This window comes from Pigmentiphaga daeguensis, assembly GCF_039523035.1.
Lineage (GTDB): Bacteria > Pseudomonadota > Gammaproteobacteria > Burkholderiales > Burkholderiaceae_B > Pigmentiphaga > Pigmentiphaga daeguensis.
The window spans coordinates 171,307-197,707 of record NZ_BAAAEN010000003.1; the positions used below are offsets into that span (position 1 = coordinate 171,307).

Genomic DNA, 26,401 nt, shown 5'->3' on the forward strand with positions numbered 1-26,401 from the left:
CCGGCTCCGCCGGTCCGCCAGTGCCGCCCCCTGGGGGGCGCCCGTCAGGGCGTAGGGGGGGGATTCAGTCTCATTTCGACATAGGCCTTGTCCCGCAACTGCCGCGCCCAGTCTTCGTACGCCTGGTCCAGCTTACGCTGGAACAGCGTCTGGCGCGCCTCGGCCCGCTGCCGTTCGCGGCCGACGTCCTGCGTGCGACGCTCGACGACCTGGATCAGGTGCCAGCCGAACGGCGACTGCACGGGCTCGCTCACCTGGCCGGGCTGCAGCGCGTCCATGGCGCGCTCGAACTCCGGCACGGTTTCCTGGGGCGACAGCCAGCCCAGGTCGCCGCCCTGTGGCGCCGACGAATCGTTGGAATACTGGCGGGCCATGTCGGCGAAGTTCGCCCCACCCTGCACGATGCGCTGGCGGATGTTCACCAGCCGCTCGCGCGCCTGCTCGGCGGTCAGCACCTCGGTGGGCCGGATCAGGATGTGGCGGGCATGGGTCTGCCGCACCGGCATCGCGCCGCCCGTGCCGCCGCCGGACGACTTGCGGTCGACCAGCTTGATGATGTGGAAGCCGTTGCCGCTCTGGATGATCTCGCTGATGCCGCCGGGGCTCAATTGCGCCACCGCGTCGACGAACATCGACGGCCAGCGGTCGGCGGGACGGGAACCGAGATCGCCGCCGCGCAGGGCCTCTTCGCCATCCGAGGACGACGCCGCCAACTGGGCGAAGTCGGCGCCGCCGCGCGCCTGCTGGAGCAGGGTCTCCGCCTTGCGGCGCAGGCGCGCCACCATGTCCGACGAGCTGCCCTCGGGCACGCGCACCAGGATCTGCGCCAGCGTCAGGTCGGAAGGCGCGGCTTCGTGCTGCTCGGACAGATAGGCATCGATCTCGGGTTCCGAGATCTGGATCTGGCTGTCCACCGCGCGTTCGCGCAAGCGCAGCAGCGTGATCTCCTGCCGCAGGTCTTCGCGATAGACCGAGAACGGCAGCCCGTCGCGTTCGATCTGGTCGCGCATCTGCGACACGGACACGTTGTTCTGCTGGGCGATGCGGCTGATGGCGCGGTCCAGTTGCAGGTCGTCGATGCGGATGCCGGTCTGCGCCGCTTCCTGCAACTGGGTCTTCTCGACGACCATGCGTTCGAGGACCTGCCGCTCGAGCGTGGCCGCGTCCGGCGGCGCGATCTGCTGGCGCGCCAGCGTGGCCTGGGCGGCGTGCACGCGGGCGTCGAGTTCGCGGCGGGTGATGACGTCGGTGTTGACCACCGCGACGATGTTGTCGCCCATCTGGATGCGCGAACCGTTCGTGCTGCGCGGCGCCTGCGCGGCGGGAGCCGCCGGGGCCGCGGGAGCCTGGCTGGCGGGCGGCGCGGATTGAGGTCCGAGCAGGGTGGGACCGTTGCCGCCCGGCGAGCCGCCGAGGTCGCCGGGCATGCGCAGCCCCTGGGCCACCGCCGAACCGCCCGCCAAAGCGGCCAGGCAGCAAAGGGCGACGCCGTGGGCCGCTTTCGTCATTCTGGGCAATACCTTGGAAACCATCATTCGTACCTTTCGAACACCGTCCCTTTCTCAGGCGGCGGGTTGATTACCTGATAACCCGGGATGCTCCGGCGCAGCGTCGTCATCGGGCTCGCCCCGATGCCGCCGAATCCGGTCAGCTCGAGCTGGAAGAACATCGCGGTCGTGGCGTTGTCCTTGGCCACCGCGTAGCGCTGGCCGACCAGGCGGAAAGCCCAGCAGCACCCGCCGTTGTATTCGATGCCGGCCACCGCCTCGGCAATCCGGTTCTCGAGCAGCGAATAGTTGATGCGCCCGATGCCGAACCAGCGGGGCGCGAGCGGCCACTGGAAGGCGATGTCGATCAACTCCTGCCCCGGCACGCTGATCGTCTCCCGCTTGTAGCGGTAGGCCAGCGATATCGTGCTGAGGCGTTGCGGGCTCCATCGCGCGCCGATCGTGGACCGGGTCACCCGCTCGATCTTGGGATTGTATTGCACCGTCGTCTCGCCGCTGAGCGTGGACGTCAGCGCGCCATAGACCGACACCAGGAAATCGGAACGGCCGTCGGAACTGGGCTCCTCGCCCGGCAGCGTGACCCGCTGGTCGCTGAAGTACAGCCGCTGGGCGCCCATGATGCGCGCGCGCTCCACGCCGGTCTTGGGATCGAGCCAGCGCGTGGTCAGCGCCGCGGTCAGCTGGTTGGCCTCGGCGATCCGGTCCCAGCCCGAGTAAAGGTTCTCGGAGAAGATCTGGGCGAAGTTGAAGTCGGCCAGCGCCGTGTCGTAGATGGGCAGGTTCGACTGGTTGCGGTACGGCACCCGCAGGTAGTACAGGCGCGGCTCCAGGGTCTGGCGGGCTTCCTTGCCGAGCAGCGTGCTGTCGCGCTCGAAGATCAGGCCGGTGTCCAGCGACATGATGGGCACCGTCCGGTTCGCGGTGTAGGACGCCGCGCCCTGGTAGGAATCGGTGTTGTAGCGGGTGGAATGGATGCCGATCTTGGGAATGAAGAAACCGCCCGGCCGGATGATGGGGTACGACACCGACGGATACGCATAGGCGCGCGAACCGTTCACCAGCGTATTGCTGCGAAAGCGCGTGGCGTCGGCGTCCATGCGCACGTCGAAACCGTTCCAGTCGTAGCGCTGGCCGGTCAGGTGCAGTTGCGGCTCGCGGCCGTACGGCGGCACGATGGGCGCCAGCGGATCCTGCAAGGTCTGGTAGCTGATCACGCGGCCATAGGCTTCCCAGTATCCCTGCTGCCAGTTCAGCGAGAACGAGCGCTCCAGCGTCGCGGTCGAGGCCAGGCCCGTGCCCAGCACGGACAGGTCGCGGAAATAGGCGTCGTCCGAGGCCTTGGAGACGTTCCAGTTGAAACCCAGGTTGGGCGTCAGTTGCTGCCGGTGCTGCGAACTGAACAGATAGCGGTCGCGCTGCGCGACCCGGTCGTCGGGCAGGTAGCTCAGCCGCGTCACCCCGCTGAACGAAGGCTCCAGGTAGCGGAACTCGCCCGACAGCTGCAGCCCGCGGCGGGTCATGAACTTGGGCGTCAACGTGGCGTCGCGGTTGGGCGCGATGTTGAAGTAGTACGGGATCGAGAATTCCGGACCGCTCTTGCTGGTCAGGCCGAACGTGGGCGACAGGAAGCCCGACTTGCGCTCGTTGTTCAGCGGGAAGGAAATGATGGGCGAAGCCAGGATGGGGACGTTCTTGAAATAGAGCACCCCGCCGTAGCCCACCCCGGTGCCGGCGTCATAGTCGAAGTCGGCCCGCCGGGCGCGAAGCTCCCAGTCAGGCGTCTCGCACGCGCATCCCGAATAGCGCACCCTGTCGGCGCGGACCCGGTTCTGCCCCAGCATGCGGATGCGCTCGGCCGAACCGCTGCCGCCATTGAGGCCGAAGAAGAACCGGGCGTTGTCGATCTCGCCCGTGCCGCTGCTCATGTTGAGCTTGAGCCTGGGGCCGGTCAGCAGGTTGCCGTCGCGGATCAGCCGTACGTTGCCCAGCGCGTCCAGTTCGTCCTCGACCTGGTCGTACTCGATGGCGTCGCCCTTCAGGATGATGTCCTGGCGCCGCACCTGCGCATTGCCTTCCAGCCTGAGCTTGTCCTGGTCCTCGGCCGTGAGCGTGTCGGCCTGCATGAACACCGGCAACTGGTCGGGATCATAGGTATGTTCGCGCAGGCCCGGCGACAGGCGCAGGCCGGGGCCGGATACCGGCCCGGCACCGGCCGGGGACTCGGACGGACCGTCTTGCGCATAGGCCAGCGGCGCTACCGCAAATGCTGCAAACAGGCTGAACCACCGGATCAATCGCACGGGCCTCGAGGAATGAAAAAACGGAAAGTCGAAGAATACGCGAGCCGGCGGCCGCGCGCGGTAAAAAAAGATAGCGGCCCGCCGGCTTTCGCCGGGGGCGCCGGACCCCGCCGAAAAGGGGCCGGTTCGTTCCGGGAACCGATATCGGTCGGTATTATAGGAGGCATGAATGCCATCCCCGATCAAGCCGCCGGCCAGGCCGGCGCCGACCCCCGGCGAGCCCAGGCCGCCGCCTGGCTGTCCAGCCTTCCCCCCGAGCTCGAACTCGACCCGTCCAGCCTCCAGCCCGCCTCCAGCGACGCCAGCTTCCGGCGGTATTTCCGGGTCGCCATGGGCCCGGGCACCGCGGTCGTGATGGACGCCCCGCCCGACAAGGAAGACTGCCGCCCCTTCCTGCACGTGGCCGGACTGCTGCACGACGCCGGGGTGCACGTGCCGCGCGTGCTGGCGCAGGACCTGGGCCAGGGCTTCCTGCTGCTGTCCGACCTGGGGCGCACGACCTACGTCGATTACCTGCGCGGCACGCCGACCCCGCACGATACCCACCGCATCTACATGGACGCGCTGGCGGCGCTGGTGAAGTTGCAACAAAGCGCAACCACCGGCCTGGTGCGCTATGACAAGGCCCGCCTGGCAACCGAACTCGAGCTGTTTCCCGACTGGTACGCCGCGCGCTACCGCGGCCTGCCCCTGGACGCGGCCGACCGGACCGCGCTCGACGCCGTGTTCCAGACGCTGATCGATGCCAATCTGGCCCAGCCCTTCGTGCTGGTGCACCGCGACTACCACTCGCCCAACCTGATGCTGACCGACCTGCCGGCGGGCGGCCCCGACTACGGCCCCAATCCCGGCGTCATCGACTTCCAGGACGCGGTCGTGGGCCCCATCACCTACGACCTCGCCTCGGTGCTGACCGACGCCCGCACCACCTGGGACGAGTCGCAGCAGCTCGACTGGGGCATCCGGTACTGGGAAATGGCGCGCAAGGCCGGCCTGCCGGTGGCGGCCGACTTCGCCGATTTCCATCGGGCCTACGAATGGATGGGACTGCAGCGCAACCTGCGCATCCTGGGCGTCTTCTCCCGCCTGGCCCACCGCGACGGCAAGCTCGGCTACCTGGACCACATGCCGCGCGTGAACACCTACGTGCGGCAGGTCGCCGGCCGCTATCTGGCCTTCAAGCCGCTGATCAAGCTGCTGGACAAGCTGGACGGGCGGACTCCCGACACCGGGTACACGTTCTGATGCGTGCCATGATCCTGGCGGCCGGACGCGGCGAACGCATGCGGCCGCTGACCGACACCACCCCCAAGCCGCTGCTGCCGGCCGGCGGCAAGCCCTTGATCGTCTGGCACATCGAACGGCTGGCGCGCGCGGGACTGCGCGACATCGTCGTCAATCATGCCTGGCTGGGCGCGCGCATCGAGGAAGCGCTGGGCGACGGCTCGCGCTGGGGCGTGCGCGTGCGCCATTCGGCCGAGGCCACCGCGCTGGAAACGGCCGGCGGCATCCGCCAGGCCCTGCCCCTGCTGGGCGACGAGCCCTTCCTGGTGATCAACGGCGACATCTGGACCGATTGGGATCCCGCCCTGGCACAGGCCGCCGCCGGCGACCTGTCGCGGCAGGACCGCCTGGCCTGGCTGGTACTGGTCGACAATCCCGCCCACCATCCCACCGGCGATTTCCACCTGGCATCCTGCGGCCTGGTCCGGGACGGCGATCCGCGGCTGACCTTCGCCGGCATCGGCGTCTACCAGCCGGCCTTGTTCGCCTGCCTGCCGGCGGGCGAGCCGGCCAGGCTGGCGCCCCTGCTGCGCGCCGCCATGGCCCGCGGCCAGGTCGGCGGCATGCACCACCGGGGGCGCTGGACCGACGTGGGCACGCCGCAGCGCCTGGCCGACCTCGATGCCAGCCTACAATAAACCCTGGTCATTCCCGCGCACGGATCCATCGCCATGAGCATTCCCGCCCAGGACCTCTCCCCCTTCGCCGCGCGCCGCCGCCGCGTGCTGGACGTCATGCGCGCCCGAGGCGGCGGCATCGCGATCCTGCCCACCTCGCGCGAGCTCGTCCGCAACCGCGACGCCGAATTCCCGTTCCGCTTCGACAGCGATTTCTTCTACCTGACCGGCTTTCCCGAACCCGAGGCCTGGCTGGTCCTGATCGCGGGTGCGCAAGACCGCAGCATCCTGTTCTGCCGCAGCAAGAACCTGGAACGCGAGATCTGGGACGGCTACCGGGTCGGCCCGGACGCGGCCGCCGAGCAGTTCGGCTTCGACCGCGCGCTGCCGGTCGAGGCGCTGGCCGACGAACTGCCCAAGCTCATCGCCGACCAGCCCGCGCTGTTCGTGCCCATGGGCAGCGACCGCCTGTTCGACACCCACCTGCGCGGATGGCTGGAGCGGGTGCGCGCCATGGGCCGGTCCGGCGCCACCGCGCCCGCCAGCAGCTACGACCTGCGGGCCATCCTGGCGGAAATGCGCCTGGTCAAGGACGCCTTCGAGATCGAAACCATGCGCCGGGCCGGCGCCATTTCCGCAGGCGCCCACGTGCGCGCCATGCGAGCGTCGCGCCCGGGCCTGCGCGAATACGAGATCGAGGCCGAACTGCTGCACGAATTCCGCCGCCACGGCTCGCAGTCGGTCGCCTACAACTCCATCGTCGCCACCGGCCACAACGCCTGCGTGCTGCACTACCGCGCCGGCGACGCCGAGCTCAAGGACGGCGACCTGCTGCTGATCGACGCCGGCTGCGAACTGGATGGCTATGCGTCGGACATCACCCGTACCTTCCCCGTCAACGGCCGCTTCAGCGGACCGCAGCGCGCGCTGTACGACCTGGTGCAGGAAGCGCAGAACGCTGCCGCCGCCCTGACCCGTCCCGGCGCGCGCTGGAACGAGGGCCACGACGCGGCGGTCCGCGTGCTGGCCCAGGGCATGATCGACGAGGGCCTGCTGACCGGCACGCTGGACGGCGTACTGGAATCCCAGCAGTACACCCGCTTCTACATGCACCGTACCGGCCACTGGCTGGGCATGGACGTGCACGACGTGGGCGACTACCGCGAACCGGGCGCGGCGGCGTCCGCGGACGAGCCCCGCCCATGGCGCGAGCTGCGGCCGGGCATGGTGCTCACCATCGAGCCGGGCATCTACGTCCGCCCCGCGGCCGACGTGCCCGAGCGGTTCTGGGACATCGGCATCCGCATCGAGGACGATGCCGTCGTGACCGAATCCGGCTGCGAACTGATCACCCGCGGCGTCCCCGTTGCCGCCGACGAGATCGAAGCCCTGATGCGGGGCTGAAGCGGGCATGCAAGCGGACGTCACCATCCTGGGCGGCGGCCCGGTCGGGGCCACGCTGGCGCTGCTCCTGGCCCGGGCGACCTCCCGGCCCGAGCGCATCGTGCTGTGCCGGCCCCGGCGCCCCGCGGTCGTCTCCGCCGACACGACGGCCGACCCGCGCTCGATGGCGCTCAACCATGGCAGCCGGGTGCTGCTGGCGTCGCTGGGAGCCTGGCCGGCCGGCGGCGCCGACATCCTGCACGTCCACGTCTCGCAGAAGGGCCGCCTGGGCCGCACCCACATCTCGCACGCCGATTTCGGCGTGCCGGCGCTGGGCACGGTGGTGCCCTATCCGGGCATCGTCGAAGCCCTGGACGCCGCGCTGGCGCTGTCGGGCATCACCATCCGCGCGGGCGAGCCTGCCGCCATCCTGCGCCAGGAGGGCGACGCCGCGGTGGTCGGCCAGGACGGCCAGGAATGGACCACCCGGGCCTGCGTCCACGCCGAAGGGGGTACCTTCGACCACCAGGCCCGCAACGACCTGCACCGCGACTACGGCCAGCATGCCGTGCTGGCCATCGTCCGCGCCAGCCGCCCGCGCCCGGGCTGGGCCTGGGAACGCTTCACCACCGAGGGCCCGCTGGCGCTGCTGCCCTACCCCGCCGGCCCCGCCCACGACACCGGCCGCTACGCGCTGGTCTGGTGCTGCCGCCCCGGCCATGCCGAGCGCCTGGCGGCCCTGGACGACGGCGCCTTCGCCGACGCCCTGGGCCGGACCTTCGGCACCCGGCTGGGCGGCTTCGCCGCCGCCGGCCCGCGCCACCGCTATCCCTTGGGCATCAATCTGCGCCGCCACGTGGTCGATGGCGTCACCGTGGCCATCGGCAACGCCGCCCAGACCCTGCACCCGGTGGCCGGCCAGGGCATGAACCTCGGCCTGCGCGATGCCGCCCGGCTGGCCGAAAGCCTCGCGCCCCTGCTGCGCGACCCGTCCGCCCGCGCGGCGCCGCTGCTGTCGGCCTATGCCCGCGCCCGTGGAGCCGACCGCTGGCTGACCAGCGGCCTGACCGATTTCATGCCGCGCATCTTCGCGACCGGCCTGGCACCGGTCGAGCATGCCTGCGGCCTGGCCTTGCTGGGCCTGGACGTGTCGCGCACCCTGCGCGGGCCGCTGGCGCGACAATTGATGGAAGGGCTGCGGGCCTGATCGCCGCGGCGCCCCGACAGCGGTACAATCCCCGCCTTCCTCGGACATTTTTGCCCACGCGCCGCAACCCCCATGAATGGGGCTGACGGCGCATCCAGCCATGCGCATCGGCCCCTACGACCTTCCGAACAACGTTTTCGTCGCTCCCATGGCCGGCGTGACGGACCGTCCGTTCCGCCAGTTGTGCAAGCGGCTGGGTGCCGGCCACGCCGTGTCCGAGATGGCCGCCAGCAACCCGCGCCTGTGGAACAGCGTCAAGACTTCGCGCCGCCTGGACCACGAGGGCGAAAGCGACCCCATCGCCGTGCAGATCGCCGGCAGCGATCCCGGGATGATGGCGCAGGCCGCCGTCTTCAACGTCGGCAAGGGTGCCCGCATCATCGACATCAACATGGGCTGTCCGGCCAAGAAGGTCTGCAACGTGGCCGCCGGCTCGGCCCTGCTGCGCGACGAGGATCTGGTCGCGCGCATCCTGGAAGCCGTCGTGCGCGCCTGCGAGCCGCTGGGCGTGCCCGTCACGCTCAAGACCCGCACCGGCTGGCGCCGGGCCGACCGCAACGTGCTGCGCGTGGCGCGGCGCGCGCAGGACATCGGCATCGCGGCCCTGGCCCTGCACGGCCGCACCCGCGAGGACCTGTACATGGGCGAGGCGGAGTACGAGACCATCGCCGCGGTCAAGGCCGAGCTCGCCATTCCCGTCATCGCCAATGGCGACATCGACTCTCCCGAGAAGGCGCGCAGCGTGCTGGAGGCCACCGGCGCCGACGCCGTCATGATCGGCCGGGCGGCCCAGGGCCGGCCCTGGCTGTTCCGGGAAATCGACCACTACCTGCGCACCGGAACCCGCCTGCCCGCTCCCACGCAGTCGGAGATGCGCGAACTGCTGCTGCAGCACCTGGACGACCACTACCGTTTCTACGGCGAGTACACGGGCGTGCGGACCGCGCGCAAGCATATCGGCTGGTATCTGGGCTCGCTGCCGGGAGGGCCGCAGTTCTGTGCGCAGCTGAATTTGATAGAAAACACGCGCGACCAATGGCAGGCGGTGGCCGACTGGTTCGATCGCCCCGCAACGCCAGCCTCGCGGCTGGCCGCCTAGGCCGCGCATCAAGGAAACAACCAATGAAAGAACATACGCTTGAAGAGTGCGTACGCCACACCCTGGACCGCTACTTCAAGGATCTCGAAGGCGAGACGACCAGCGGCATCTGGGACATGGTGCTGACGGCCGTCGAGCGTCCCATGCTGGAGGTCGTGCTGGAGAAGGCCGACCGCAACCAGTCGCGCGCCGCCGAGATGCTGGGCATCAACCGCAACACCCTGCGCAAGAAGCTCGACCACTACCAGATCAAGGTCTGACGCGGCCCCCTCATCCCCATTGTCCCGTGCCGGCCCTGGCACGCCATTCTGCCCCACACTCATGAAAATCGAACGCGCGCTTCTTTCCGTTTCCGACAAATCCGGCATCGTCGACTTCGCCAGGGCCTTGCACGACCGCGGCGTGCAACTGCTGTCCACCGGCGGCACGGCCAAGCTGCTGGCCCAGGCCGGCCTGCCCGTGCAGGAAGTTTCCGACTACACCGGTTTTCCCGAGATGATGGACGGCCGCGTCAAGACGCTGCATCCGAAGATCCACGGCGGCCTGCTGGCCCGCCGCGACGCCCAGGCGCACCTGGACGCCATCGCCAGCCACGGCATCGGCCGCATCGACCTGCTGGTGGTGAACCTCTATCCCTTCCGCGAGACCGTCGCCAAGCCCGGCTGCACCTTCGCCGACGCCGTCGAGAACATCGACATCGGCGGACCGGCCATGCTGCGCGCGGCGGCCAAGAACCATGGCACCGAAGCCGGCGGCGTCACGGTCGTCATCGATCCGGCCGACTATGCCCAGGTGCTCGAGGAAATGGACGCCACCGGCGCGACCTCCTACGCCCTGCGCCTGAACCTGGCCAAGAAGGTGTTCGCCCATACCGCCTCGTACGACGGCGCGATCGCCAACTACCTGACCAGCCTGACCGACGCGCCGGCCCAGGAGGCCGTGCCCGTGCGCGAGGCCTACCCCGAGATCCTGAGCTTCCAGGCCACCAAGAGCCAGGCCATGCGCTACGGCGAGAACCCGCACCAGTCCGCGGCCTTCTATCGCGACACCGCGCCGGCCGCCGGCCTGCTGGCCAACTACCGCCAGCTGCAGGGCAAGGAACTGTCCTACAACAACATCGCCGACGCCGACGCCGCATGGGAATGCGTACGCACCTTCGATGCGCCGGCCTGCGTCATCGTCAAGCACGCCAATCCTTGCGGCGTGGCGGTATCCACCGACGCGCTCCACGCCTACCAGCAGGCGTTCAAGACCGACCCCACGTCCGCCTTCGGCGGCATCATCGCCTTCAACCGTCCGGTGGACGCCGCCACCGCGCAGGCGGTCAGCAAGCAGTTCGTCGAAGTGCTGCTCGCCCCCGCCTACGAGGCCGGCGCGCTGGAGATCTTCGCCGCCAAGCAGAACGTGCGCCTGCTCGAGATCCCGATGGGCGACGGCGTGAACGCTTTCGACGTCAAGCGCGTGGGCGGCGGCTGGCTGGTGCAGCAGCCCGATTCGTTCAACGTCGCGCGCGACCAGCTCAAGGTCGTCACCAAGGTCGCGCCCACCGAAGCCCAGATGGACGACCTGCTGTTCGCCTGGAAGGTGGCCAAGTTCGTCAAGTCCAACGCCATCGTGTTCGTGGGCGGCGGCATGACGCTGGGCGTGGGCGCCGGCCAGATGAGCCGCGTCGATTCCGCCCGCATCGCGTCGATCAAGGCCGAGAACGCCGGCCTGTCGCTCAAGGGATCGGCCGTGGCTTCCGATGCCTTCTTCCCGTTCCGCGACGGCCTGGACGTGGTCGTGGACGCGGGCGCGAGCTGCGTCATCCAGCCCGGCGGCAGCATGCGGGACGCGGAAGTCATCGCGGCGGCCGACGAACGCGGCATCGCGATGGTGCTGACGGGCACCCGCCACTTCCGCCATTGAAAATGCCCCCCCCCTACGCGCTTACGCGCGCCCGGCATGGTGAGCCCCCAGCCGCTACGCGACAGCCCCCCGAGGGGGCCGGGACCCGCCTTGGGGCGGCCCGGCGCCGGGTCCCGAGGGCGGCGCTGGCGGACCGGCGGAGCCGGATCCGCGGCGCCCTGGTTATGGGGTAGGCTGACGTTATGCGTATTCTGGGGGTGGATCCGGGATTGCGGCGTACGGGGTTCGGCGTGATCGAATCGGAGGGGCCGCGGCTGCGCTATGTCGCCAGCGGGACCATCGTGGTGCCCGCCGACGACGACCTGTCGGCGCGGCTCAAGATCATCCTGGACAACCTGCGGCAGGTCGTGCGCGACACCGCGCCCGACTTCGCCGCCGTCGAGAAGGTGTTCGTCAACACCAACCCCGCCTCGACGCTGCTGCTGGGCCAGGCGCGCGGCGCGGCGCTGTGCGCGCTGGCCGACACCGGGCTGCCGGTGCACGAATACACCGCGCTGCAGATCAAGAAATCGGTGGTGGGCACCGGGCGGGCCGCCAAGACCCAGGTACAGTCCATGGTGCAGCACCTGCTGTCGCTGGACGGCGCCCCCGCGGCCGATGCCGCCGACGCGCTGGCCTGCGCCATCTGCCATGCGCACATCTCCCCCATGGCCGACCGCCTGCGGGAGCATGGCAGCCATCCCGCCTTCGCCCGCCGCGGCACCCGGCTGCGGGCCGGAAGATTAGTATGACGCGCGACGACAAGTCGCCAAGGTGAATTCATGATCGGACGCCTGACCGGAACGCTGGTCGAGAAACAACCGCCCACCGTCTGCCTGGACGTGAACGGCGTGGGCTACGAGCTGGACGTGCCGATGAGCACGCTGTATTCCCTGCCCGAGCTCGGCGCCCGGGTGACGCTGCTCACCCACCTCGCCATACGCGAGGATGCCCACGTGCTGTACGGCTTCGGCACCGCGGCCGAACGCGCCACTTTCCGCGAACTCATCAAGGTCAGCGGCGTGGGCGCCAAGATCGCACTGGCCGTGCTGTCGGGCATGACGGTGGCCGAGCTGTCGCAGGCCGTCACCCTGCAGGAGGCCGGCCGCCTGACCCGCGTGCCGGGCATAGGAAAGAAGACGGCCGAGCGGCTGCTGCTGGAACTCAAGGGCAAGCTGGGCGCCGACCTCGGCGCCGCGGCCGGCCACGCGGTGGCGGACGGACAGGCCGACATCCTCAACGCCCTGGTGGCGCTGGGCTATTCCGAACGCGAGGCCGTGGCCTCGTTGAAGAACCTGCCGGCCGGCGTGGGCGTCTCGGAAGGCATCAAGCTGGCGCTCAAGGCGCTGGCACGCTAGGGCCGGCGGAGGCCGCATGCTCAGGATCTGGGGACGGCGCAGCTCCTTCAATGTACAGAAGGTGCTCTGGTTCGCGGGCGAACTGGGCCTGGCCTACGAGCACATCCCCGCCGGCGGCGAGCACGGCCTGGTCGATACGCCGGCGTTCCGGGCCCTGAACCCGCACGGCAAGGTACCGGTCATCGACGACGACGGCACCGTCGTCTGGGAATCGCACACCATCCTGCGCTACCTGGCGGCCCGCCACGGCGCCCCGGCCTTCTGGCCGGCCGACCCGGCCGCGCGCTCTCGGGCCGAACGCTGGATGGACTGGGCCCACACCGCGCTGCAACCCGCCTTCCTGACCGGCGTGTTCTGGGGCTACTACCGGACGCCCGAGCCCTTGCGCGATCTCGATGCCATCCGCGCCCGCGTCGAGGAATGCGCCGGGTATTTCCAGTTGCTGGATGCGCGACTGGCGAACCGGCCGTTTCTGGAAGGCGAACGGCTGACGCTGGCCGACATTCCCGCCGGCACGGCGCTGTACCGCTATTTCAGCCTGGACATCGCCCGGCCCGAGGTGCCCCATGTCAGGGCCTGGTACCAGCGGCTGCAGCAGCGGGCGCCCTATCGCGAGCACGTCATGGTGCCCTTCGGCGAACTGTACGGGCGGCTGGACTACTGAACCGGCGGCGCCCTCCGCAGGCCGGCGCGGAACGGGCTAACATACCAGCAGTTCAAGGCAGAATACCTCCATGGCGATCCAGCCCGACAAGCTTTCCATCCGAGACGACGCCCCCGACATGCGGGTGATCTCTCCGCGCGCCTCGTCTCCCAACGAAGAGGCCATCGAACGCGCGCTGCGCCCCAAGGCGCTCGACGAATACGTCGGCCAGCGCCGCATCCGCGAACAGCTCGAGATCTTCATCGCCGCCGCGCGCAACCGCCAGGAGTCGCTGGACCACGTCCTGCTGTTCGGCCCGCCGGGCCTGGGCAAGACCACGCTGGCCCATATCGTCGCGCGCGAGATGGGCGTCCAGTTGCGCCAGACCTCGGGCCCGGTGCTGGAGCGGCCGGGCGACCTCGCGGCGCTGCTGACCAACCTGGAACGCAACGACGTCCTGTTCATCGACGAGATCCATCGCCTGTCGCCGGTGGTCGAGGAAATCCTCTACCCCGCGCTCGAGGACTTCCAGATCGACATCCTGATCGGCGAAGGTCCCGCCGCCCGCAGCGTCAAGCTGGACCTGCAACCCTTCACGCTGGTCGGCGCCACCACCCGCGCGGGCATGCTGACCAATCCGCTGCGGGATCGCTTCGGCATCATCGCCCGGCTGGAGTTCTATACCGCCGACGAACTGTCCTCCATCGTGACCCGCAGCGCCGGCCTGCTCAACGCCGCCATCGCCGAGGACGGCGCCCGCGAGATCGCGCGCCGTTCGCGCGGCACGCCCCGCATCGCCAACCGGCTGCTGCGCCGGGTGCGCGACTACGCCGAGGTCAAGGCCGGCGGCCGCATCACCGGCGAAGTCGCCCACGCCGCCCTGTCCATGCTGGACGTCGACCCGGCCGGCCTGGACATCATGGACCGCAAGTTGCTGGAAGCGATCGTCTACAAGTTCGACGGCGGCCCCGTCGGCCTGGACAGCCTGTCCGCGGCCATCGGCGAGGAACGCGACACCATCGAGGACGTGATCGAGCCCTACCTGATCCAGCATGGCTACGTCCAACGCACCCCGCGCGGCCGCATCGCCACCCAGGGCACCTACCGCCACCTGGGCCTGACCCCGCCCGCGCAAACCGGTGGCGATCTGTTCTCCAGTTGATACGGAAATGATCAACGCAGGTCCCGGCCCCCTTGGGGGGCTGCCGCGTAGCGGCTGGGGGCTCACCCTACTGGGCGCGCGCAAGCGCGTAGGGGGTACAAAAACAAAACCCGTGCCTGGGCATCCCCCAGGTCACGGGTTCTACTGTGCAGGGCACAGCGACATCAAGTCGGACGAAATCATGAACGGCGTCGATGACGCAGCCATGACAGCACGAAGCGGAATCGTCCAACCATAAAAATAAAGGGTGGAAGCGTCGATAACCCGGACGGCGCCACCCACGCACCCGAAGCCGCACAGGCTTGCAATCAACGCTTCCTGGCGTCTGACGGCGCCGGCGCGCTAAAGTTTCCCGCTTTACAAGCCGTCACATTTGGCACAATGCCCGGATGGCGGCCGGGTGCCCAGGGCCGGCGGGTTGTTTACAATTTCGCCCCAGGGCCTCATCGGCCTCCAAGCTTGCTCGACTCATCCAAGGTTCGCCTCGTGCCCCAACCCGCCAGTGCAGATTTCCGGTTCCCCATCCGGGTCTACTACGAAGATACCGACGCCGGCGGCGTGGTCTACTACGCCAACTATCTCAAGTTCTTCGAACGCGCCCGCACCGAGTGGCTGCGCGCGCTGGGCGTGGAACAGCGCGCGCTGGCGGACGAAACGGGCTGCATCTTCGTCGTGCGCGGCATCGACACCCAGTACCGGCGGCCGGCCGCCCTGGATGATTCCTTGACCATACGCAGCCAGGTCTCCCGCCTGGGCAAGGCATCGATCGATTTCCTGCAGTTTTGCGAACGCGGCGATGAACTGCTCGCAACCGGCAAGGTCCAGGTAGGATGCGTCGATCGCGCGACGCTGCGTCCGCGCGCGCTGCCGTCCGGACTCGTCCGGACGCTGGCGCCGCTGGCGGCCGGACCCGCAACCGATTAACCCCGACATCAACCCCCAGGCATTCTCTTTCGCCCCCCAAAGGACTCTGCATGAACGTCAACCAGGACATGTCCATCCTGTCCCTGATCACCCAGGCAAGCTTTACGGTCCAGTGCGTGATGGCCATCCTTGCCATCGTGTCGCTGATGTCCTGGACCTACATCTTCCGCAAGCATTTCGCCATCAAGCGCGCCAAGCAGCAGACCGAGCGCTTCGAGGCCGACTTCTGGTCCGGGGGCGACCTGAACATGCTGCACCAGGCCGTCGCCACCCGGCGCGGCGAACAGGGCGCGCTGGCGCGCATCTTCGAGGCCGGCATGGCCGAATTCGTCAAGGGCCGCCAGAGCAAGCTGAGCGACGTCAACACGCTGCTGGACGGCTCCCGCCGCGCGATGCGGGCCGCCTACCAGCGCGAGATGGACTCGCTCGAATCCCACCTCGCCTTCCTGGCCTCCACCGGCTCGGTCAGCCCCTACGTCGGCCTGTTCGGCACGGTCTGGGGCATCATGCACGCCTTCCGCGGCCTGGCCAACGTCGAACAGGCCACCCTGGCCAGCGTCGCGCCCGGCATCGCCGAAGCGCTGGTGGCCACGGCCATCGGCCTGTTCGCCGCCATCCCCGCGGTGGTCGCCTACAACCGGTTCTCGCACGACATCGACCGGCTGTCCATCCGCTTCGACAGCTTCATCGACGAGTTCCTGAACATCCTGCAACGACAGGTGCGCTGATGCCCTCGATCCGCTCCAGCAACCGCGGCGGCCGAGGCGGGCGCCGCTCCATGAACGAGATCAACGTCGTCCCGTACATCGACGTCATGCTGGTGCTGCTGGTGATCTTCATGGTCACCGCACCCATGATGTCGCCGGGCGTCATCGACCTGCCCACGGTGGGCAAGGCCTCGCAGGTGCCGGTCAAGCCGCTCGAGGTCATCCTGGCCGCCGACGGCAGCGTCACCATCCGCGACCGCGAACGCGGCGACAGCACGCCGCACGCCATCCCGCGCAACGACCTCGCGCGCCTGGCGCGCGAACGCCAGTCCGAACATCCCGACCAGCCCGTCGTCATCTCCGCCGACCGCAAGGCGCAATACGAGTCCGTGCTGAAAGTCATGGACGACCTGCAGCGCCAGGGCGTCAAGCGGGTCGGCCTGCTGGTCAAGCAACAAGGCTCCTGATCGCCCATGGCGCCCAACGACCGATCCAACCGACCTCTCCGACGACCGCCGGAACCCGGCAAGTGGAAAGCCTTCGCCCTGGCGGTGCTGATGCACCTGCTGCTGGCCGCCGCCCTGATCTTCAGCCTGGACTGGAACCGGCGCGCGCCGGGCCCGGTCCAGGCCGAACTGTGGACGGCGCTGCCCGCGCCCAACCAGCCCGAGCCCGACCCCACCCCCACGCCCGAACCGCAGCCAGAACCGGTCAAGCCTCCCCCGCCGCCGCCTCCGCCACCCGAACCCAAGGTGACGCAGGAGAAACCCGACATCGCCATCGAGCAGGAAAAGAAGCGCCGCGAGGCTGAACGGCGCGAGGCCGAGGAGCGCGAGGCCGAGCGCAAACGCGAGCAGCAGAAGCTGGAAGAAAAGAAGCTGGCCGAGAAGCGCGCGCAGGAAAGGAAGGAAGCCGAGCAGCGCGAGGCCGAGAAGAAGAAGGCCGAGCAACTGGCCGCCGACAAGGCCGCGGCCGAAAAGAAAGCCGCGGCCGAGAAAGCCGCGGCGGAGAAGAAGGCCGCCGCCGAGAAGAAAGCCCAGGCCGAGCGCGACCGCAAGCTGCGCGAAGCCTTCCGCAACGACACCGCGCGCGCCGCCGGCCTGGAAGGCGGCCGCGAGGGCGGCACCGCCAGCCGCAACCAGGCGGGCGGCGGCGGGGGCGATCCCGGCTATGCGGACCTGGTGCGCGCTTGCATCAAACCTGGAGTCATTTATAGTGCAAGTGGCAGTTCCTCCGACGGGAACCCCACAGCCGTGTTCCGGGTCCAGTTGCTACCCACCGGGGACCAGGCGGGCGCGCCGCGCCTCCTCCGCTCCTCCGGCGTCCCGGCTTTCGATCGCGCGGTCGAGACCGGTATCCGGCGTTGCGACCCCTTCCCGCGGCCGTCCTCCGGCCGGTACGAGTCCAACATAGAAGTTCAATATCGGATGTTCGACTGATGACATTTGCAAATCCCGCTTTCCCCCCCTCGTCCGCCCTGTCCGGCAGCGCCCGCCTGCGTGACCTCGGCAACCGGCTAGGACGGCGGCTCCTGCAATGCGCCGCGGCCCTGGCCGCGACGGCGTTCGCCCTGGGCTCCGCTCCGGCCCGGGCCCAACTGACCGTCCAGATCTCCGGGGCCGGCGCCAACCAGTACCCGGTGGCCATCGCCAACTTCGAATCGGCCGACCCGCAGGGCAAGGCGATCGCGGAAATCATCCGCGCCGACCTGAACCGCACCGGCCTGTTCCGCATCATCGATGCCGGGGAAACGCCGCTATCGGACTCGGCCGTCATCGGTTTCGCGGCCTGGAAGACCCGCGGCGCCGACGCACTGGCCGTGGGCAGCGTGCAGCGCACGGGCGACGGCCGCTACGACGTGCGCTACCGCCTGGTCGACACGGTCAAGCAGGCACAGATCGATGGCGTGGCCTTCGCGTCGGGCGCGAACGAGATGCGCCGTACCGCCCACCAGATCGCCGACCGCATCTACGAGAAACTGACCGGGGATCGTGGCATTTTCGCAACACGCATCGCCTACGTCCTCAAGCGCGACAACATCTACGAACTGCAGATCGCCGACGCCGACGGCCAGAACGCCCAGACCGCCCTGCGCTCGCGCGAGCCCATCATCTCGCCCGCCTGGTCGCCCGACGGCACCCGCCTGGCCTATGTCAGCTTCGAATCGCGCAAGCCTGTTGTGTACGTGCACACTATCACCACGGGCCAGCGGATACCGGTTGCCAATTTCAAGGGCAATAACAGCGCCCCCGCATGGGCGCCCGATGGCAACCGCCTGGCGGTCGTTCTGACCCGCGACGGACTGTCCCAGCTCTACATGCTGAACGCCGACGGCTCGGGTTTGCGCCGCCTGACCCAGTCTCCGGGCATCGATACCGAACCCACTTTCACGCCCGACGGCCGCGCCATTCTGTTTACCAGCGACCGCGGCGGCAGCCCGCAGATCTACCGCCTGAACGTGGACAGCAATCAAGTCGAGCGCGTCACGTTCAAAGGGACTTACAATATTTCTCCCCAGTTGTCGCCTGATGGCAAAACCTTGCTGTACGTCACCCGCCGCGCCGGCTTCCAGATAGCTTCCCTAGACCTCGCCACCGGTAATGAGCTCGTCCTCACCAACGGCGGCCGGGACGAATCCCCCAGCTTTGCCCCCAACGGAAAGATGATTCTTTATGCAACATCGCAGTCCGGCCGCGGTGTGCTGGCTGCGGTTTCGAGCGACGGTCGCGTTACCCAGACTCTGTCGGTGCTCAACGGTGACGTACGCGAACCCACCTGGGGGCCTTTCCTGAACAATTGATTACCTGAAACGGGCCTCGCTGTCGCGGCGCCGCATCGTTGTCACGTCTTGCAACCTTGCGCGCCGTGGGGCTCATGTGACACTTTAGGATCACGTTTCGGTCTGGTCATCGTCTTTTCCAACCCACTATCGTCCCTCGGAACCCAAGGAAAAAATCATGTCTACTCGTGCATTCAAAATGTTCGTCGTGGCGAGCGTTGTCGCGGTAGTCTCGGCTTGCAGCAGCCCCGTCAAGCTCGATGAGAGCAGCAACGTCCCGGTCGAAGACCGCTCCGGCCAGAACACCGGCGCCAACGCCAACGGCGTCGCCCGTGTCGATACCACCCAGCAAGGCCTGGATCCCCTGAACGATCCGAAGGGCGTGCTGGCCCAGCGCTCGGTGTACTTCGATTTCGACAGCTATGCGGTCAAGGACCAGTACCGTCCCATCGTCGAAAACCACGCTCGCTTCCTGAACAACAACCGCAACCGCAAGGTCGTGATCGAGGGCAACACCGACGACGTCGGCAGCAGCGAATACAACCTGGCACTGGGCCAGCGCCGCTCCGAAGCCGTGCGCCGCATGATGCTGCTGCTGGGCGTGCGCGACGACCAGGTCGAGGCCATCAGCTTCGGCAAGGAAAAGCTCAAGTCCACCGGCACCGATGAAGCCTCGCGCGCCGAAAACCGCCGCGCCGACATCGCCTACCGCTAAGGATCTGCCCTCATGACGCTCCGCACTTCCCGCCTCCGGCTGCTGGCCGCCACCGCCTGCATCGGCGCCAGCTTGACGGGTTTCTCGGCCCACGCGGCCCTGTTCTCCGACGACGAGGCGCGCCAGGCCATCATCGACCTGCGCAAGGAAGTGCGCGAGCGGTCCGATCAGCAAAGCCGCAAGCTGGCCGACGACCTGGCGCAGAGCCAGCGCAGCCAGCTGCAGCTTGCATCGCAGATCGAGCAGTTGCAGCAGGAAATCGCCCGCCTGCGCGGTCAGATCGAGATCCTGACCAAGCAGGTAGCCGATACCCAGCAGGCCCAGAAAGACATCTACCTGGACGTCGACACGCGCCTCAAGCGCCTCGAGCCCCAGACGGCCTCGATAGACGGCCAGCAGGCCACCGTGGGCGCCGACGAAAAGCGCGCCTATGACGCCGCCATCGACCTCTTCCGCAACGGCAACTACGCCGACGCCATTCCCGCCCTGTCGAACTTCGTCCGCCAGTATCCCCAAAGCCCCTATGCGCCCGCCGCCCAGTTCTACATCGGCAGCAGCCACTACGCGCTCAAGGACTACAAGGCGGCCATCGCGCAGCAGCAGGCCCTGGTCAAGAACTTCCCCACCAACGTCCGCGCGCCCGACGCGCTGCTGGTCATCGCCGGCAGCCAGGTCGAACTGAACGACCGGCGCGGCGCGCGCACCACGCTCGAACGCATCGTCCGCGACTATCCTGGCGTACCCGCCGCGCAGACCGCGAAAGACCGTCTCGAATTGCTGAAGTGACGCGAGATCCGTTCAAAATGAAAAGGGCCGGTTCATACCGGCCCTTTTCATTTGACAAAGCGTCGTCAGGTTGCCATAATTTTGGGCTTCGGGTCGCAAGCCCGGCTTAGCCGGGCAGCGAACTCCGTGAGTACGGGGGGTGGTAACTCAGTTGGTTAGAGTATCTGACTTTTAATCAGAGAGTCGAGGGTTCGAGTCCCTCCCACCCTACCAACCATCCTCGGATGGTTGAATGAAGCCTCCCATGCGGAGGCTTTTTTTTGCCTTGGGCCGCCCCAAGGCAAAAAACGCCCCTCGAGGACTACTCGTTCGTGACCGCCTTCGGGTGCAGCCGCAACGTCGCCTGCGAGCCACCGGTCTGTCCCGCATACGGACGCATGGCCCGCATGTCGGTCACGTTCTCGATGCCTTCTTCCTTGACCCGCTTCAGGAAACTGACCCGCTCGCGGTAGTACTCGGCGTACATGATCGCATCGCGAACCCGCTGCTCGGCACGATACAGCGCCAGCCGCGCCTCGTTCAGCGCCTTCTCCGCTTCTCTTTCCGGGGTCGGGGCGTGACTCAGCACCCACCTGCGAAGCCACTCGAGCATCATGCCCTCCAATTGAAGTGAGGTTGGGCAAAGCTTAATCCATGGTCTCCGCTGCCAGCCGATTTTCGCGAATGTTTTACCTTCTCAGATGTAACGCTTTCCACCGCGGCGCGGGCCAGGGCCGGCACGGGCCGATTTATCGCGGGTCCCGCGCCATCGGATGACGACCCGATGACCGCGCGCGTGTCGGCAACGCAACAAGGGCCCGGCGCGAAAACACCGGGCCTGCGGCCCAACCGTGATGGAAAGAACGCTCAATCCACCTTGACGCCTCCCTTCTCTATCACCGGCCGCCAGCGGGCGATCTCGGTGGCAATGAGCCTGGCAAAGACCTCGGGCGGATTGGGCGTGGCTTCGGCGCCCTCGCCGGCCAGGCGCTGCTCGATCTCGGGCGAGGACAAGGACCGGTTGATCTGCCGGTTCAGCTTGGCCACCACCTCGCGTGGCGTGCCGGCCGGGGCAACCACGCCATACCACTGGTCCGCCTCGAAGCCCGGATAGCCGCTCTCGGCCACGGTGGGCACGTCGGGCAGCATCTTGATGCGCCGGGGCGAGGACACCGCGATCGGCCGCAGCTGGCCGGCCTTGATCTGCGCGATCACGGCGGGCACGCCGGTGAACATGACCTTGATGTGGCCGGCGACAAGGTCGTTGACCGCCGGCGCGGTGCCCTTGTAGGGCACGTGCTGCATGCTCGCGCCGCTTTGCAGCTTGAGGTATTCGGTGGCGATGTGAGCGGCGCTGCCGTTGCCGCCGGATCCGTAGTTGAGCGCGTCGGGATGGGCCTTGGCATAGGCGATCAGTTCCGGCAGGTTCTTCGCCTGGACCGAGGGATGCACCACCAGGACGTTGGGGACGCGCGCCACCCAGGCCACCGCGGCAAAGGCCTTCACCGGATCGTATGGCAGCTTGGCGTACAGCGACGGCGTCACGGCCAGCGTGCCGATGTGGCCCATCAGCAGCGTGTAGCCATCGGCGGGCGCCTTGGCCACCTTGTCCGCGCCGATGCTGCCGCCGGCGCCCGGCACGTTTTCGACCACCACGGCCTGGCCCCAGGCCTGGTTCAGTTGCTGGCCGATGGTGCGGCCCAGGATATCGGTGGAGCCGCCCGGCGTGAACGGCACCACCAGGCGCAGCGGGCGGTTGGGATAGCCGCTGGCGGCATCCTGGGCGTGGGCCACGCCGGCGGCCGCACTGGCCATGAGGGCCGCGAACGCCGCGGCACGCCGCGCGCGCGGCAGGAGGAAGAAAGAGGGCGTCATGATTGGTCTCGTTCTGGTTGGAGAAAGACGGCCGGGGCCGTCAGAAGCTCGTCGGCTGCCCCGGGGCGGGCACGATGACGCGCACCGCGCTCTGCCCCATAGCCTGGGTGAACTGGGCGGCGGTGCCGCGCGCCAGGGGATTGGTGCCGTAGTGCATGGGCATCACCGCCTTGGGCTTGATCAACTCCTTGACGGCCCAGGCCGCTTCTTCAGGATCCATCGTGAAGTTGCCCCCTATGGGGACCAGGGCGAGGTCGGGCCGGTAACGCTCCCCGATCAGCCGCATGTCGCCGAAGGCCGCGGTATCGCCGGCGTGGTAAATGCGGAATCCGTTCTCCAGCTCGATGATCCAGCCCACGGGTTCGCCGCCGGGATGGGTCTCGTCCTTGCTCGAGGCCGGATTGCGCCAGACGTAGATGGAGGAATGCTCGGCGCGCACCGCCGTGACCTTGATGCCGGGCGCCGGTTCGATGGTGCCGCCCTTGTTCATGCGAGGCAGCAGCCTGGGAGGCAAGACCGCCAGCGTCGTCAGCGTCTGGTTCAGGTCGCCCGGCGCGCGGACCGGCACGTCGTGGCGCTGCGCCAGCGCGGCCGCATCGGCGATGTGGTCGAAATGCCCGTGGCTGACCAGGAGGACGTCGATGCGATCGAATGCATCGGGCCGCTTGTAGCGCTCGGGCGTCAGGGGATTGGTCTTGAGCCAGGGGTCCGTGACGATGACCTTGCCTTGCGGCGTCGTGATCTTGAAGGCGGACTGGCCCAGCCAGACCACTTCGGTCCTGCCGCCGCCCCCGCCGGCGTCGCCCTGGACCGGGACCTGTCCCGCGGGCGTCGCGCAGCCCGCCGCCAGGCCGGCAAGCACCACGCAAATCGTTGCGCGCAAGCTATTCCACATGTCGTGGCCTCCTCTTTTTTCTTGTCGTTTCCGCCAGCGGCGAAGGCGTGGACGAGCCGCGCATCGCCGGAGCTTTTCCTTGCCGGGCAGTATACGAACTGCGCCCGCGCCGGGGCGGGCCCTGCCTTGCGTGTTGGGGAGCCTGCGTTGCGTTCTACTTATCGAAAGGGGTGCCGATGGTTTCGGCGGCGGCCTGGCGCAAGGCCGCCATGGCGGCCAGGCAGGCCGACGATGCCAACGCGTCCCGGCGCTGGGTGATGCCGATGCCCCGCTCGGTCCCGGCCAGGGGACCGCTTGCGTGGACCAGCAGCCCGGCCTCCACCTCCGCGCGTACCTGCAACGGCGAAACCAGCGCCACATGGTCGCCGGACAACAGGACCGACCGCACCACGGCCGTGCTATGGGCCTGCATGGAGACACCAGGCATGGGAATGCCCGCCTGCTCGAACAAGTGGTCGAACACCCGCTTCGCCGGCGTGCCGGGCAAGGGCCCCACCCAGGGATAGGCCGCCATCCGGCGCAACGAAGGGTGCCGGCGGCGCGCCAGCAGCGGATGGCCGGCGCGCACGACCGCCACGAAGCGATCGACGAACAACACTTCCTCGACGAAGTCGGCGGCCAACGCGGCGCCGCGCAAGGGACCGACCATGAAATCGATGTCGGCGGCGCGCAGCATCTCGGTCAAGGCCTCGTAGGTACCGCCCTTGATGGTCAGCGAGATGTCGGGCTCGGCGCCGATCGCGAGCGCGGCCGCGCGAGGCACCAGTACGTCGCCGGCCATCGGCAACGAGCCTATCGACACGCTCCGCCCTCCCAGTCCTCGCCAGCGGGCCAGTTCCTCGTGCCCGATCCTAATCTCGGCCATGGCCCGGCGCGCGTGCAGCAGGAGCCAGCGGCCCGATTCGTTGAGCCGCGTGCCGACGCGCGTCCGCTCGAACAAGGGAAGCCTGGCCAGATGCTCGAGCCGGCGCAGCGCCTGATGCAGCGCCGACTGGGAAATGCCCAGCGCATCCGCCGCGGCCCCTTCGGTGGCATGTTCCGCGCGCAGGGCCAGCGCCGCCAGCGAGGTATCGCCGACCAGACGCGGCAAGGCCATCGCCGACTCCGGCGCACCGCGCAACCGCAAACCTTCGGCGGCCGCACGCAGCAAGGCCATCGCGCGCGCGACCCGCAAGGCCAGAACCTCGCCGGCCGCCGTGGCCGCCATGCCCCGGGCGCCGCGATCGAACAGGCGTACGCCCAGCAGCGACTCCGCCTCCTGGACGGCCCGGGTGACCGAAGAAGCGGACTGGTGCAGCGCCCGCGCGGCCGGCGTCACGCCCCCGGCCTGCGCCACCGCGGCGACCGCGCGCAGCACGCGCAGCGGCACGACGGCCCGCGCGTCGGCCTCGGCCCGGTTCATCTGGGCATCATCGACTGGATCCGCTCGGCGGCCTTCAACAGCACCGGCAGGCATGCGCTCTTCAATTCGGATGCCTTGCGGCTTCCCAGCACCATGCTGACGCTCAGCCCGGCCACCATGCGCCCGTCGCTGCCGCGCAGCGGCACCGCCACGCCGGCGAAGCCGTCCACCAGTTCGCTGATGGAGATGCAGTATCCATCGCCGCGCACCTGCCTGACCAGCTTGCGCAGCGCGGCCTTGGACACCGTCGTGGTGGACGTCAGGCGCTTGGGCTCCACCGTTTGCAGGTACTTTTCCAGCGCGTCGTCCTCGAGTCCCGACAACAGCACGCGCCCGAGGGAATGGGGATAGGCCGGCAGCCGGCTCCCCACCGACAGATCCAGCCGGAACGGCTTGGGCGCATCCTCGCGCGCCAGGAACACGACGTCCTCGCGGTCCAGCACGCCCAGCGAGCAGGTCTCCCCCAGCACGTCGGCCACTTCCCGCATCGCCGCGCGCGCGAGCTGCGGCAGCTTCATCGCGGCGAAGTACGCGTACCCCAGTTCCAGCACCTTGGGCGTTACCGAGAACTGCCTTCCCTCCTGGCCCACGTAGCCCAGCTTCTCCAGCGTCAGCAGGATGCGCCGCGCGGCCGCGCGCGTCACGCCCAGTCGCTCGGCCACGTCCTGCATGGTCAGCGACGGCACGCCGCCCGCGTAGATCTGCAACACCTGCAGGCCGTTGGCCAGGCCGTCGAGGAACTCCTCTTTCTTTTCCTTTTCTTCGCTCTGCGTCATGTCCGTTCGTGTCCCGTGGCACCGCGTGGATTGTAGTTTGACAGTCTCGCCCTCCGGGCGTAAATTTAATTAGCGAACTTTTGTTCGCTATTTAAGGGTGTTTTCAGAACCCGACCAGGAGACCTCATGCGCAAGACCTTGCGACTCACACTGGGGCTGGCCTGCCTGGCGGCGGCCGGCTTCGCCACCAGCGCGGCGGCGGCCGACGCCTATCCGGCCAGGCCGATACGCTTCATCGTTCCCGCGGCCGCGGGCGGACCGACCGAGATCGTGACCCGCATGCTGGCCGAGAAAATGTCCGACAGCATGGGCGTGCCCGTGGTCGTCGAGGCCAAGCCCGGCGCCGGCGGCAACATCGGCGCCGACCTGGTGGCCAAGGCGGCGCCCGACGGCTACACCATCCTGATGGGCACCATGGGCACGCACGCGATCAACCAGACGCTGTACCGCTCGCTGCCCTTCGATCCTATCAAGGACTTCGCGCCCGTCACGCAGGTCGTGTCCTATCCGCTCATGGTGGTGAGCAACCCCAGGCTGCCGGTGCACGACGTGGCCGGGCTCATCGCCTACGCCAAGGCCCATCCCGGCGCGCTGAACCGCGCCTCGGGCGGCAGCGGCACGTCCATGCACATGTCGGGCGAGCTGTTCAACGAGATGGCGGGCGTGTCCATGCAGCACATTCCGTACAAGGGCAGCCTGCCGGCGCTGACCGACGTCATGGGCGGCCAGGCCGACCTTGCCTTCGACAGCATGGTGGTGGCGCTGCCCCTGGTGAAGGCGGGCAAGCTGCGGGCGCTGGCCGTGACCGGCCCCAGGCGTTCGCCCGCCGCGCCCGACGTGCCGGCCATCGCCGAGACCGTGCCGGGCTACGCGATGACGTCGTGGATAGGCGTCTTCGCCCCCGCGGGCACGCCGCGCCCCATCGTCGACCGGTTGCAGCGCGAAATCGCCAAGGCGCTGACCGACCAGAAGATCAAGGAACAACTCACTTCGCAGGCCGCCGACCCCGTCGGCAGCACCCCCGACGATTTCGCCCGCTTCGTGCGCGAGGAAACCCAGAAGTGGGCCCCCGTCGTCAAGGCGTCCGGCGCGTCGGTTTCTTGAACCACGGAGAC

At 68.6% G+C, this 26,401-nt stretch carries 26 protein-coding genes and 1 tRNA gene; 20 read left to right on the plus strand and 7 right to left on the minus strand.

Going from position 1 to position 26,401, the window contains the following annotated elements:
• Positions 1 to 44 precede the first annotated feature (44 nt).
• Both ABD104_RS05705 and ABD104_RS05710 read right to left on the minus strand, forming a co-directional pair.
• The gene (locus tag ABD104_RS05705; RefSeq protein ID WP_165963183.1) at positions 45 to 1,508 is read right to left on the minus strand and encodes a peptidylprolyl isomerase; all 1,464 of its coding nucleotides are present in this window, start codon (positions 1,506 to 1,508) and stop codon (positions 45 to 47) included.
• A 23-nt stretch (positions 1,509 to 1,531) separates the two neighbouring features.
• Positions 1,532 to 3,808 (minus strand): LPS-assembly protein LptD, encoded by a 2,277-nt coding sequence (locus ABD104_RS05710; protein WP_279820480.1) that lies wholly within the window; start codon positions 3,806 to 3,808, stop codon positions 1,532 to 1,534.
• A gap of 165 nt (positions 3,809 to 3,973) precedes the next feature.
• On the opposite strand from ABD104_RS05710, the gene ABD104_RS05715 reads away from it, so the two are divergent.
• The 19 genes from ABD104_RS05715 (at position 3,974) to ABD104_RS05805 (ending at position 20,572) form a co-directional block, all read left to right on the plus strand.
• Entirely contained in the window at positions 3,974 to 5,053 is a 1,080-nt protein-coding gene (locus ABD104_RS05715) for an aminoglycoside phosphotransferase family protein (RefSeq protein ID WP_343927241.1), read from the plus strand.
• On the plus strand, positions 5,053 to 5,730 hold the full coding sequence (gene murU / locus ABD104_RS05720; protein WP_343927242.1) for an N-acetylmuramate alpha-1-phosphate uridylyltransferase MurU: 678 nt from the start codon (positions 5,053 to 5,055) through the stop codon (positions 5,728 to 5,730). Before ABD104_RS05715 ends, murU begins: the two co-directional genes overlap by 1 nt.
• Before the next feature lie 33 nt (positions 5,731 to 5,763).
• Positions 5,764 to 7,113 (plus strand): aminopeptidase P N-terminal domain-containing protein, encoded by a 1,350-nt coding sequence (locus tag ABD104_RS05725; protein ID WP_087837705.1) that lies wholly within the window; start codon positions 5,764 to 5,766, stop codon positions 7,111 to 7,113.
• 7 nt (positions 7,114 to 7,120) lie between these two features.
• A complete protein-coding gene (locus tag ABD104_RS05730) occupies positions 7,121 to 8,299 on the plus strand; it encodes a UbiH/UbiF/VisC/COQ6 family ubiquinone biosynthesis hydroxylase (RefSeq protein WP_343927243.1) in 1,179 nt (392 codons plus the stop codon).
• A 100-nt stretch (positions 8,300 to 8,399) separates the two neighbouring features.
• Positions 8,400 to 9,398: a tRNA dihydrouridine synthase DusB gene (gene dusB / locus ABD104_RS05735; RefSeq protein ID WP_087837707.1), complete on the plus strand. Its 999-nt coding sequence runs from the start codon at positions 8,400 to 8,402 to the stop codon at positions 9,396 to 9,398.
• Between the two features lie 23 nt (positions 9,399 to 9,421).
• Positions 9,422 to 9,658, plus strand: coding sequence for a helix-turn-helix domain-containing protein (locus ABD104_RS05740; RefSeq protein ID WP_087781600.1), 237 nt, complete (start codon positions 9,422 to 9,424; stop codon positions 9,656 to 9,658).
• Between the two features lie 61 nt (positions 9,659 to 9,719).
• On the plus strand, positions 9,720 to 11,306 hold the full coding sequence (gene purH / locus ABD104_RS05745) for a bifunctional phosphoribosylaminoimidazolecarboxamide formyltransferase/IMP cyclohydrolase (RefSeq protein ID WP_087837708.1): 1,587 nt from the start codon (positions 9,720 to 9,722) through the stop codon (positions 11,304 to 11,306).
• Positions 11,307 to 11,488: 182 nt separating this feature from the next.
• Positions 11,489 to 12,037: a crossover junction endodeoxyribonuclease RuvC gene (gene ruvC / locus ABD104_RS05750; RefSeq protein ID WP_279820493.1), complete on the plus strand. Its 549-nt coding sequence runs from the start codon at positions 11,489 to 11,491 to the stop codon at positions 12,035 to 12,037.
• A gap of 30 nt (positions 12,038 to 12,067) precedes the next feature.
• Positions 12,068 to 12,643, plus strand: a complete 576-nt coding sequence (ruvA, locus tag ABD104_RS05755) for a Holliday junction branch migration protein RuvA (RefSeq protein ID WP_343927244.1) — start codon at positions 12,068 to 12,070, stop codon at positions 12,641 to 12,643.
• Between the two features lie 16 nt (positions 12,644 to 12,659).
• A complete protein-coding gene (locus ABD104_RS05760; protein ID WP_338615999.1) occupies positions 12,660 to 13,307 on the plus strand; it encodes a glutathione S-transferase family protein in 648 nt (215 codons plus the stop codon).
• A gap of 70 nt (positions 13,308 to 13,377) precedes the next feature.
• Positions 13,378 to 14,448 carry a Holliday junction branch migration DNA helicase RuvB gene (gene ruvB / locus ABD104_RS05765; RefSeq protein WP_087837712.1) on the plus strand — a complete coding sequence of 357 codons (1,071 nt, stop codon included), beginning with the start codon at positions 13,378 to 13,380 and terminating at the stop codon, positions 14,446 to 14,448.
• 486 nt (positions 14,449 to 14,934) lie between these two features.
• Positions 14,935 to 15,372: a tol-pal system-associated acyl-CoA thioesterase gene (gene ybgC / locus ABD104_RS05770; protein WP_243724537.1), complete on the plus strand. Its 438-nt coding sequence runs from the start codon at positions 14,935 to 14,937 to the stop codon at positions 15,370 to 15,372.
• A 50-nt stretch (positions 15,373 to 15,422) separates the two neighbouring features.
• A complete protein-coding gene (tolQ, locus tag ABD104_RS05775) occupies positions 15,423 to 16,100 on the plus strand; it encodes a protein TolQ (protein WP_087837714.1) in 678 nt (225 codons plus the stop codon).
• Positions 16,100 to 16,546: a protein TolR gene (gene tolR, locus ABD104_RS05780; RefSeq protein ID WP_087837715.1), complete on the plus strand. Its 447-nt coding sequence runs from the start codon at positions 16,100 to 16,102 to the stop codon at positions 16,544 to 16,546. The genes tolQ and tolR overlap by 1 nt, the downstream gene beginning before the upstream one ends.
• Positions 16,547 to 16,552: 6 nt before the next feature.
• Positions 16,553 to 17,518 (plus strand): cell envelope integrity protein TolA, encoded by a 966-nt coding sequence (gene tolA / locus ABD104_RS05785; protein WP_343927245.1) that lies wholly within the window; start codon positions 16,553 to 16,555, stop codon positions 17,516 to 17,518.
• Positions 17,518 to 18,879: a Tol-Pal system beta propeller repeat protein TolB gene (gene tolB, locus ABD104_RS05790; RefSeq protein WP_087837717.1), complete on the plus strand. Its 1,362-nt coding sequence runs from the start codon at positions 17,518 to 17,520 to the stop codon at positions 18,877 to 18,879. Before tolA ends, tolB begins: the two co-directional genes overlap by 1 nt.
• 157 nt (positions 18,880 to 19,036) lie before the next feature.
• Positions 19,037 to 19,573, plus strand: a complete 537-nt coding sequence (locus ABD104_RS05795; RefSeq protein WP_087837718.1) for an OmpA family protein — start codon at positions 19,037 to 19,039, stop codon at positions 19,571 to 19,573.
• Positions 19,574 to 19,585: 12 nt separating this feature from the next.
• Complete coding sequence (gene ybgF, locus ABD104_RS05800; protein ID WP_087837719.1) at positions 19,586 to 20,359, plus strand: tol-pal system protein YbgF; 774 nt, start codon at positions 19,586 to 19,588, stop codon at positions 20,357 to 20,359.
• A gap of 136 nt (positions 20,360 to 20,495) precedes the next feature.
• Positions 20,496 to 20,572: transfer RNA gene (locus ABD104_RS05805), tRNA-Lys, on the plus strand.
• 88 nt (positions 20,573 to 20,660) lie between these two features.
• Here ABD104_RS05805 and ABD104_RS05810 read toward each other — a convergent pair.
• The 5 genes from ABD104_RS05810 to ABD104_RS05830 all read right to left on the minus strand — a co-directional run bounded on the left by ABD104_RS05810 (position 20,661) and on the right by ABD104_RS05830 (position 25,286).
• Positions 20,661 to 20,951, minus strand: coding sequence for a hypothetical protein (locus ABD104_RS05810; RefSeq protein ID WP_207958647.1), 291 nt, complete (start codon positions 20,949 to 20,951; stop codon positions 20,661 to 20,663).
• 254 nt (positions 20,952 to 21,205) lie between these two features.
• A complete protein-coding gene (locus ABD104_RS05815; RefSeq protein WP_132979925.1) occupies positions 21,206 to 22,213 on the minus strand; it encodes a Bug family tripartite tricarboxylate transporter substrate binding protein in 1,008 nt (335 codons plus the stop codon).
• A gap of 40 nt (positions 22,214 to 22,253) precedes the next feature.
• On the minus strand, positions 22,254 to 23,108 hold the full coding sequence (locus ABD104_RS05820) for a metal-dependent hydrolase (RefSeq protein ID WP_343927246.1): 855 nt from the start codon (positions 23,106 to 23,108) through the stop codon (positions 22,254 to 22,256).
• A 154-nt stretch (positions 23,109 to 23,262) separates the two neighbouring features.
• Positions 23,263 to 24,510 (minus strand): LysR family transcriptional regulator, encoded by a 1,248-nt coding sequence (locus tag ABD104_RS05825; protein ID WP_343927247.1) that lies wholly within the window; start codon positions 24,508 to 24,510, stop codon positions 23,263 to 23,265.
• On the minus strand, positions 24,507 to 25,286 hold the full coding sequence (locus ABD104_RS05830) for an IclR family transcriptional regulator domain-containing protein (RefSeq protein WP_343927248.1): 780 nt from the start codon (positions 25,284 to 25,286) through the stop codon (positions 24,507 to 24,509). The genes ABD104_RS05825 and ABD104_RS05830 overlap by 4 nt, the downstream gene beginning before the upstream one ends.
• 126 nt (positions 25,287 to 25,412) lie before the next feature.
• On the opposite strand from ABD104_RS05830, the gene ABD104_RS05835 reads away from it, so the two are divergent.
• Complete coding sequence (locus ABD104_RS05835) at positions 25,413 to 26,390, plus strand: Bug family tripartite tricarboxylate transporter substrate binding protein (protein WP_087837723.1); 978 nt, start codon at positions 25,413 to 25,415, stop codon at positions 26,388 to 26,390.
• The last annotated feature ends 11 nt before the right edge of the window (positions 26,391 to 26,401 follow it).

Bases quoted from the DNA above. Each gene is read 5' to 3' on its own strand.
- ABD104_RS05815 (WP_132979925.1), bottom strand. From the start codon at position 22,213: ATGACGCCCTCTTTCTTCCTCCTGCCGCGCGCGCGGCGTGCCGCGGCG.
- ABD104_RS05760 (WP_338615999.1), top strand. From the start codon at position 12,660: ATGCTCAGGATCTGGGGACGGCGCAGCTCCTTCAATGTACAGAAGGTG.
- tolA (WP_343927245.1), top strand. From the start codon at position 16,553: ATGGCGCCCAACGACCGATCCAACCGACCTCTCCGACGACCGCCGGAA.
- ybgF (WP_087837719.1), top strand. From the start codon at position 19,586: ATGACGCTCCGCACTTCCCGCCTCCGGCTGCTGGCCGCCACCGCCTGC.
- ABD104_RS05730 (WP_343927243.1), top strand. From the start codon at position 7,121: ATGCAAGCGGACGTCACCATCCTGGGCGGCGGCCCGGTCGGGGCCACG.
- murU (WP_343927242.1), top strand. From the start codon at position 5,053: ATGCGTGCCATGATCCTGGCGGCCGGACGCGGCGAACGCATGCGGCCG.
- ABD104_RS05715 (WP_343927241.1), top strand. From the start codon at position 3,974: ATGAATGCCATCCCCGATCAAGCCGCCGGCCAGGCCGGCGCCGACCCC.
- ABD104_RS05740 (WP_087781600.1), top strand. From the start codon at position 9,422: ATGAAAGAACATACGCTTGAAGAGTGCGTACGCCACACCCTGGACCGC.
- ABD104_RS05705 (WP_165963183.1), bottom strand. From the start codon at position 1,508: ATGACGAAAGCGGCCCACGGCGTCGCCCTTTGCTGCCTGGCCGCTTTG.
- dusB (WP_087837707.1), top strand. From the start codon at position 8,400: ATGCGCATCGGCCCCTACGACCTTCCGAACAACGTTTTCGTCGCTCCC.
- purH (WP_087837708.1), top strand. From the start codon at position 9,720: ATGAAAATCGAACGCGCGCTTCTTTCCGTTTCCGACAAATCCGGCATC.
- tolQ (WP_087837714.1), top strand. From the start codon at position 15,423: ATGAACGTCAACCAGGACATGTCCATCCTGTCCCTGATCACCCAGGCA.
- tolB (WP_087837717.1), top strand. From the start codon at position 17,518: ATGACATTTGCAAATCCCGCTTTCCCCCCCTCGTCCGCCCTGTCCGGC.
- tolR (WP_087837715.1), top strand. From the start codon at position 16,100: ATGCCCTCGATCCGCTCCAGCAACCGCGGCGGCCGAGGCGGGCGCCGC.
- ABD104_RS05820 (WP_343927246.1), bottom strand. From the start codon at position 23,108: ATGTGGAATAGCTTGCGCGCAACGATTTGCGTGGTGCTTGCCGGCCTG.
- ruvC (WP_279820493.1), top strand. From the start codon at position 11,489: ATGCGTATTCTGGGGGTGGATCCGGGATTGCGGCGTACGGGGTTCGGC.
- ABD104_RS05795 (WP_087837718.1), top strand. From the start codon at position 19,037: ATGTCTACTCGTGCATTCAAAATGTTCGTCGTGGCGAGCGTTGTCGCG.
- ABD104_RS05830 (WP_343927248.1), bottom strand. From the start codon at position 25,286: ATGACGCAGAGCGAAGAAAAGGAAAAGAAAGAGGAGTTCCTCGACGGC.
- ABD104_RS05835 (WP_087837723.1), top strand. From the start codon at position 25,413: ATGCGCAAGACCTTGCGACTCACACTGGGGCTGGCCTGCCTGGCGGCG.
- ABD104_RS05810 (WP_207958647.1), bottom strand. From the start codon at position 20,951: ATGCTCGAGTGGCTTCGCAGGTGGGTGCTGAGTCACGCCCCGACCCCG.
- ruvB (WP_087837712.1), top strand. From the start codon at position 13,378: ATGGCGATCCAGCCCGACAAGCTTTCCATCCGAGACGACGCCCCCGAC.
- ABD104_RS05725 (WP_087837705.1), top strand. From the start codon at position 5,764: ATGAGCATTCCCGCCCAGGACCTCTCCCCCTTCGCCGCGCGCCGCCGC.
- ABD104_RS05825 (WP_343927247.1), bottom strand. From the start codon at position 24,510: ATGAACCGGGCCGAGGCCGACGCGCGGGCCGTCGTGCCGCTGCGCGTG.
- ruvA (WP_343927244.1), top strand. From the start codon at position 12,068: ATGATCGGACGCCTGACCGGAACGCTGGTCGAGAAACAACCGCCCACC.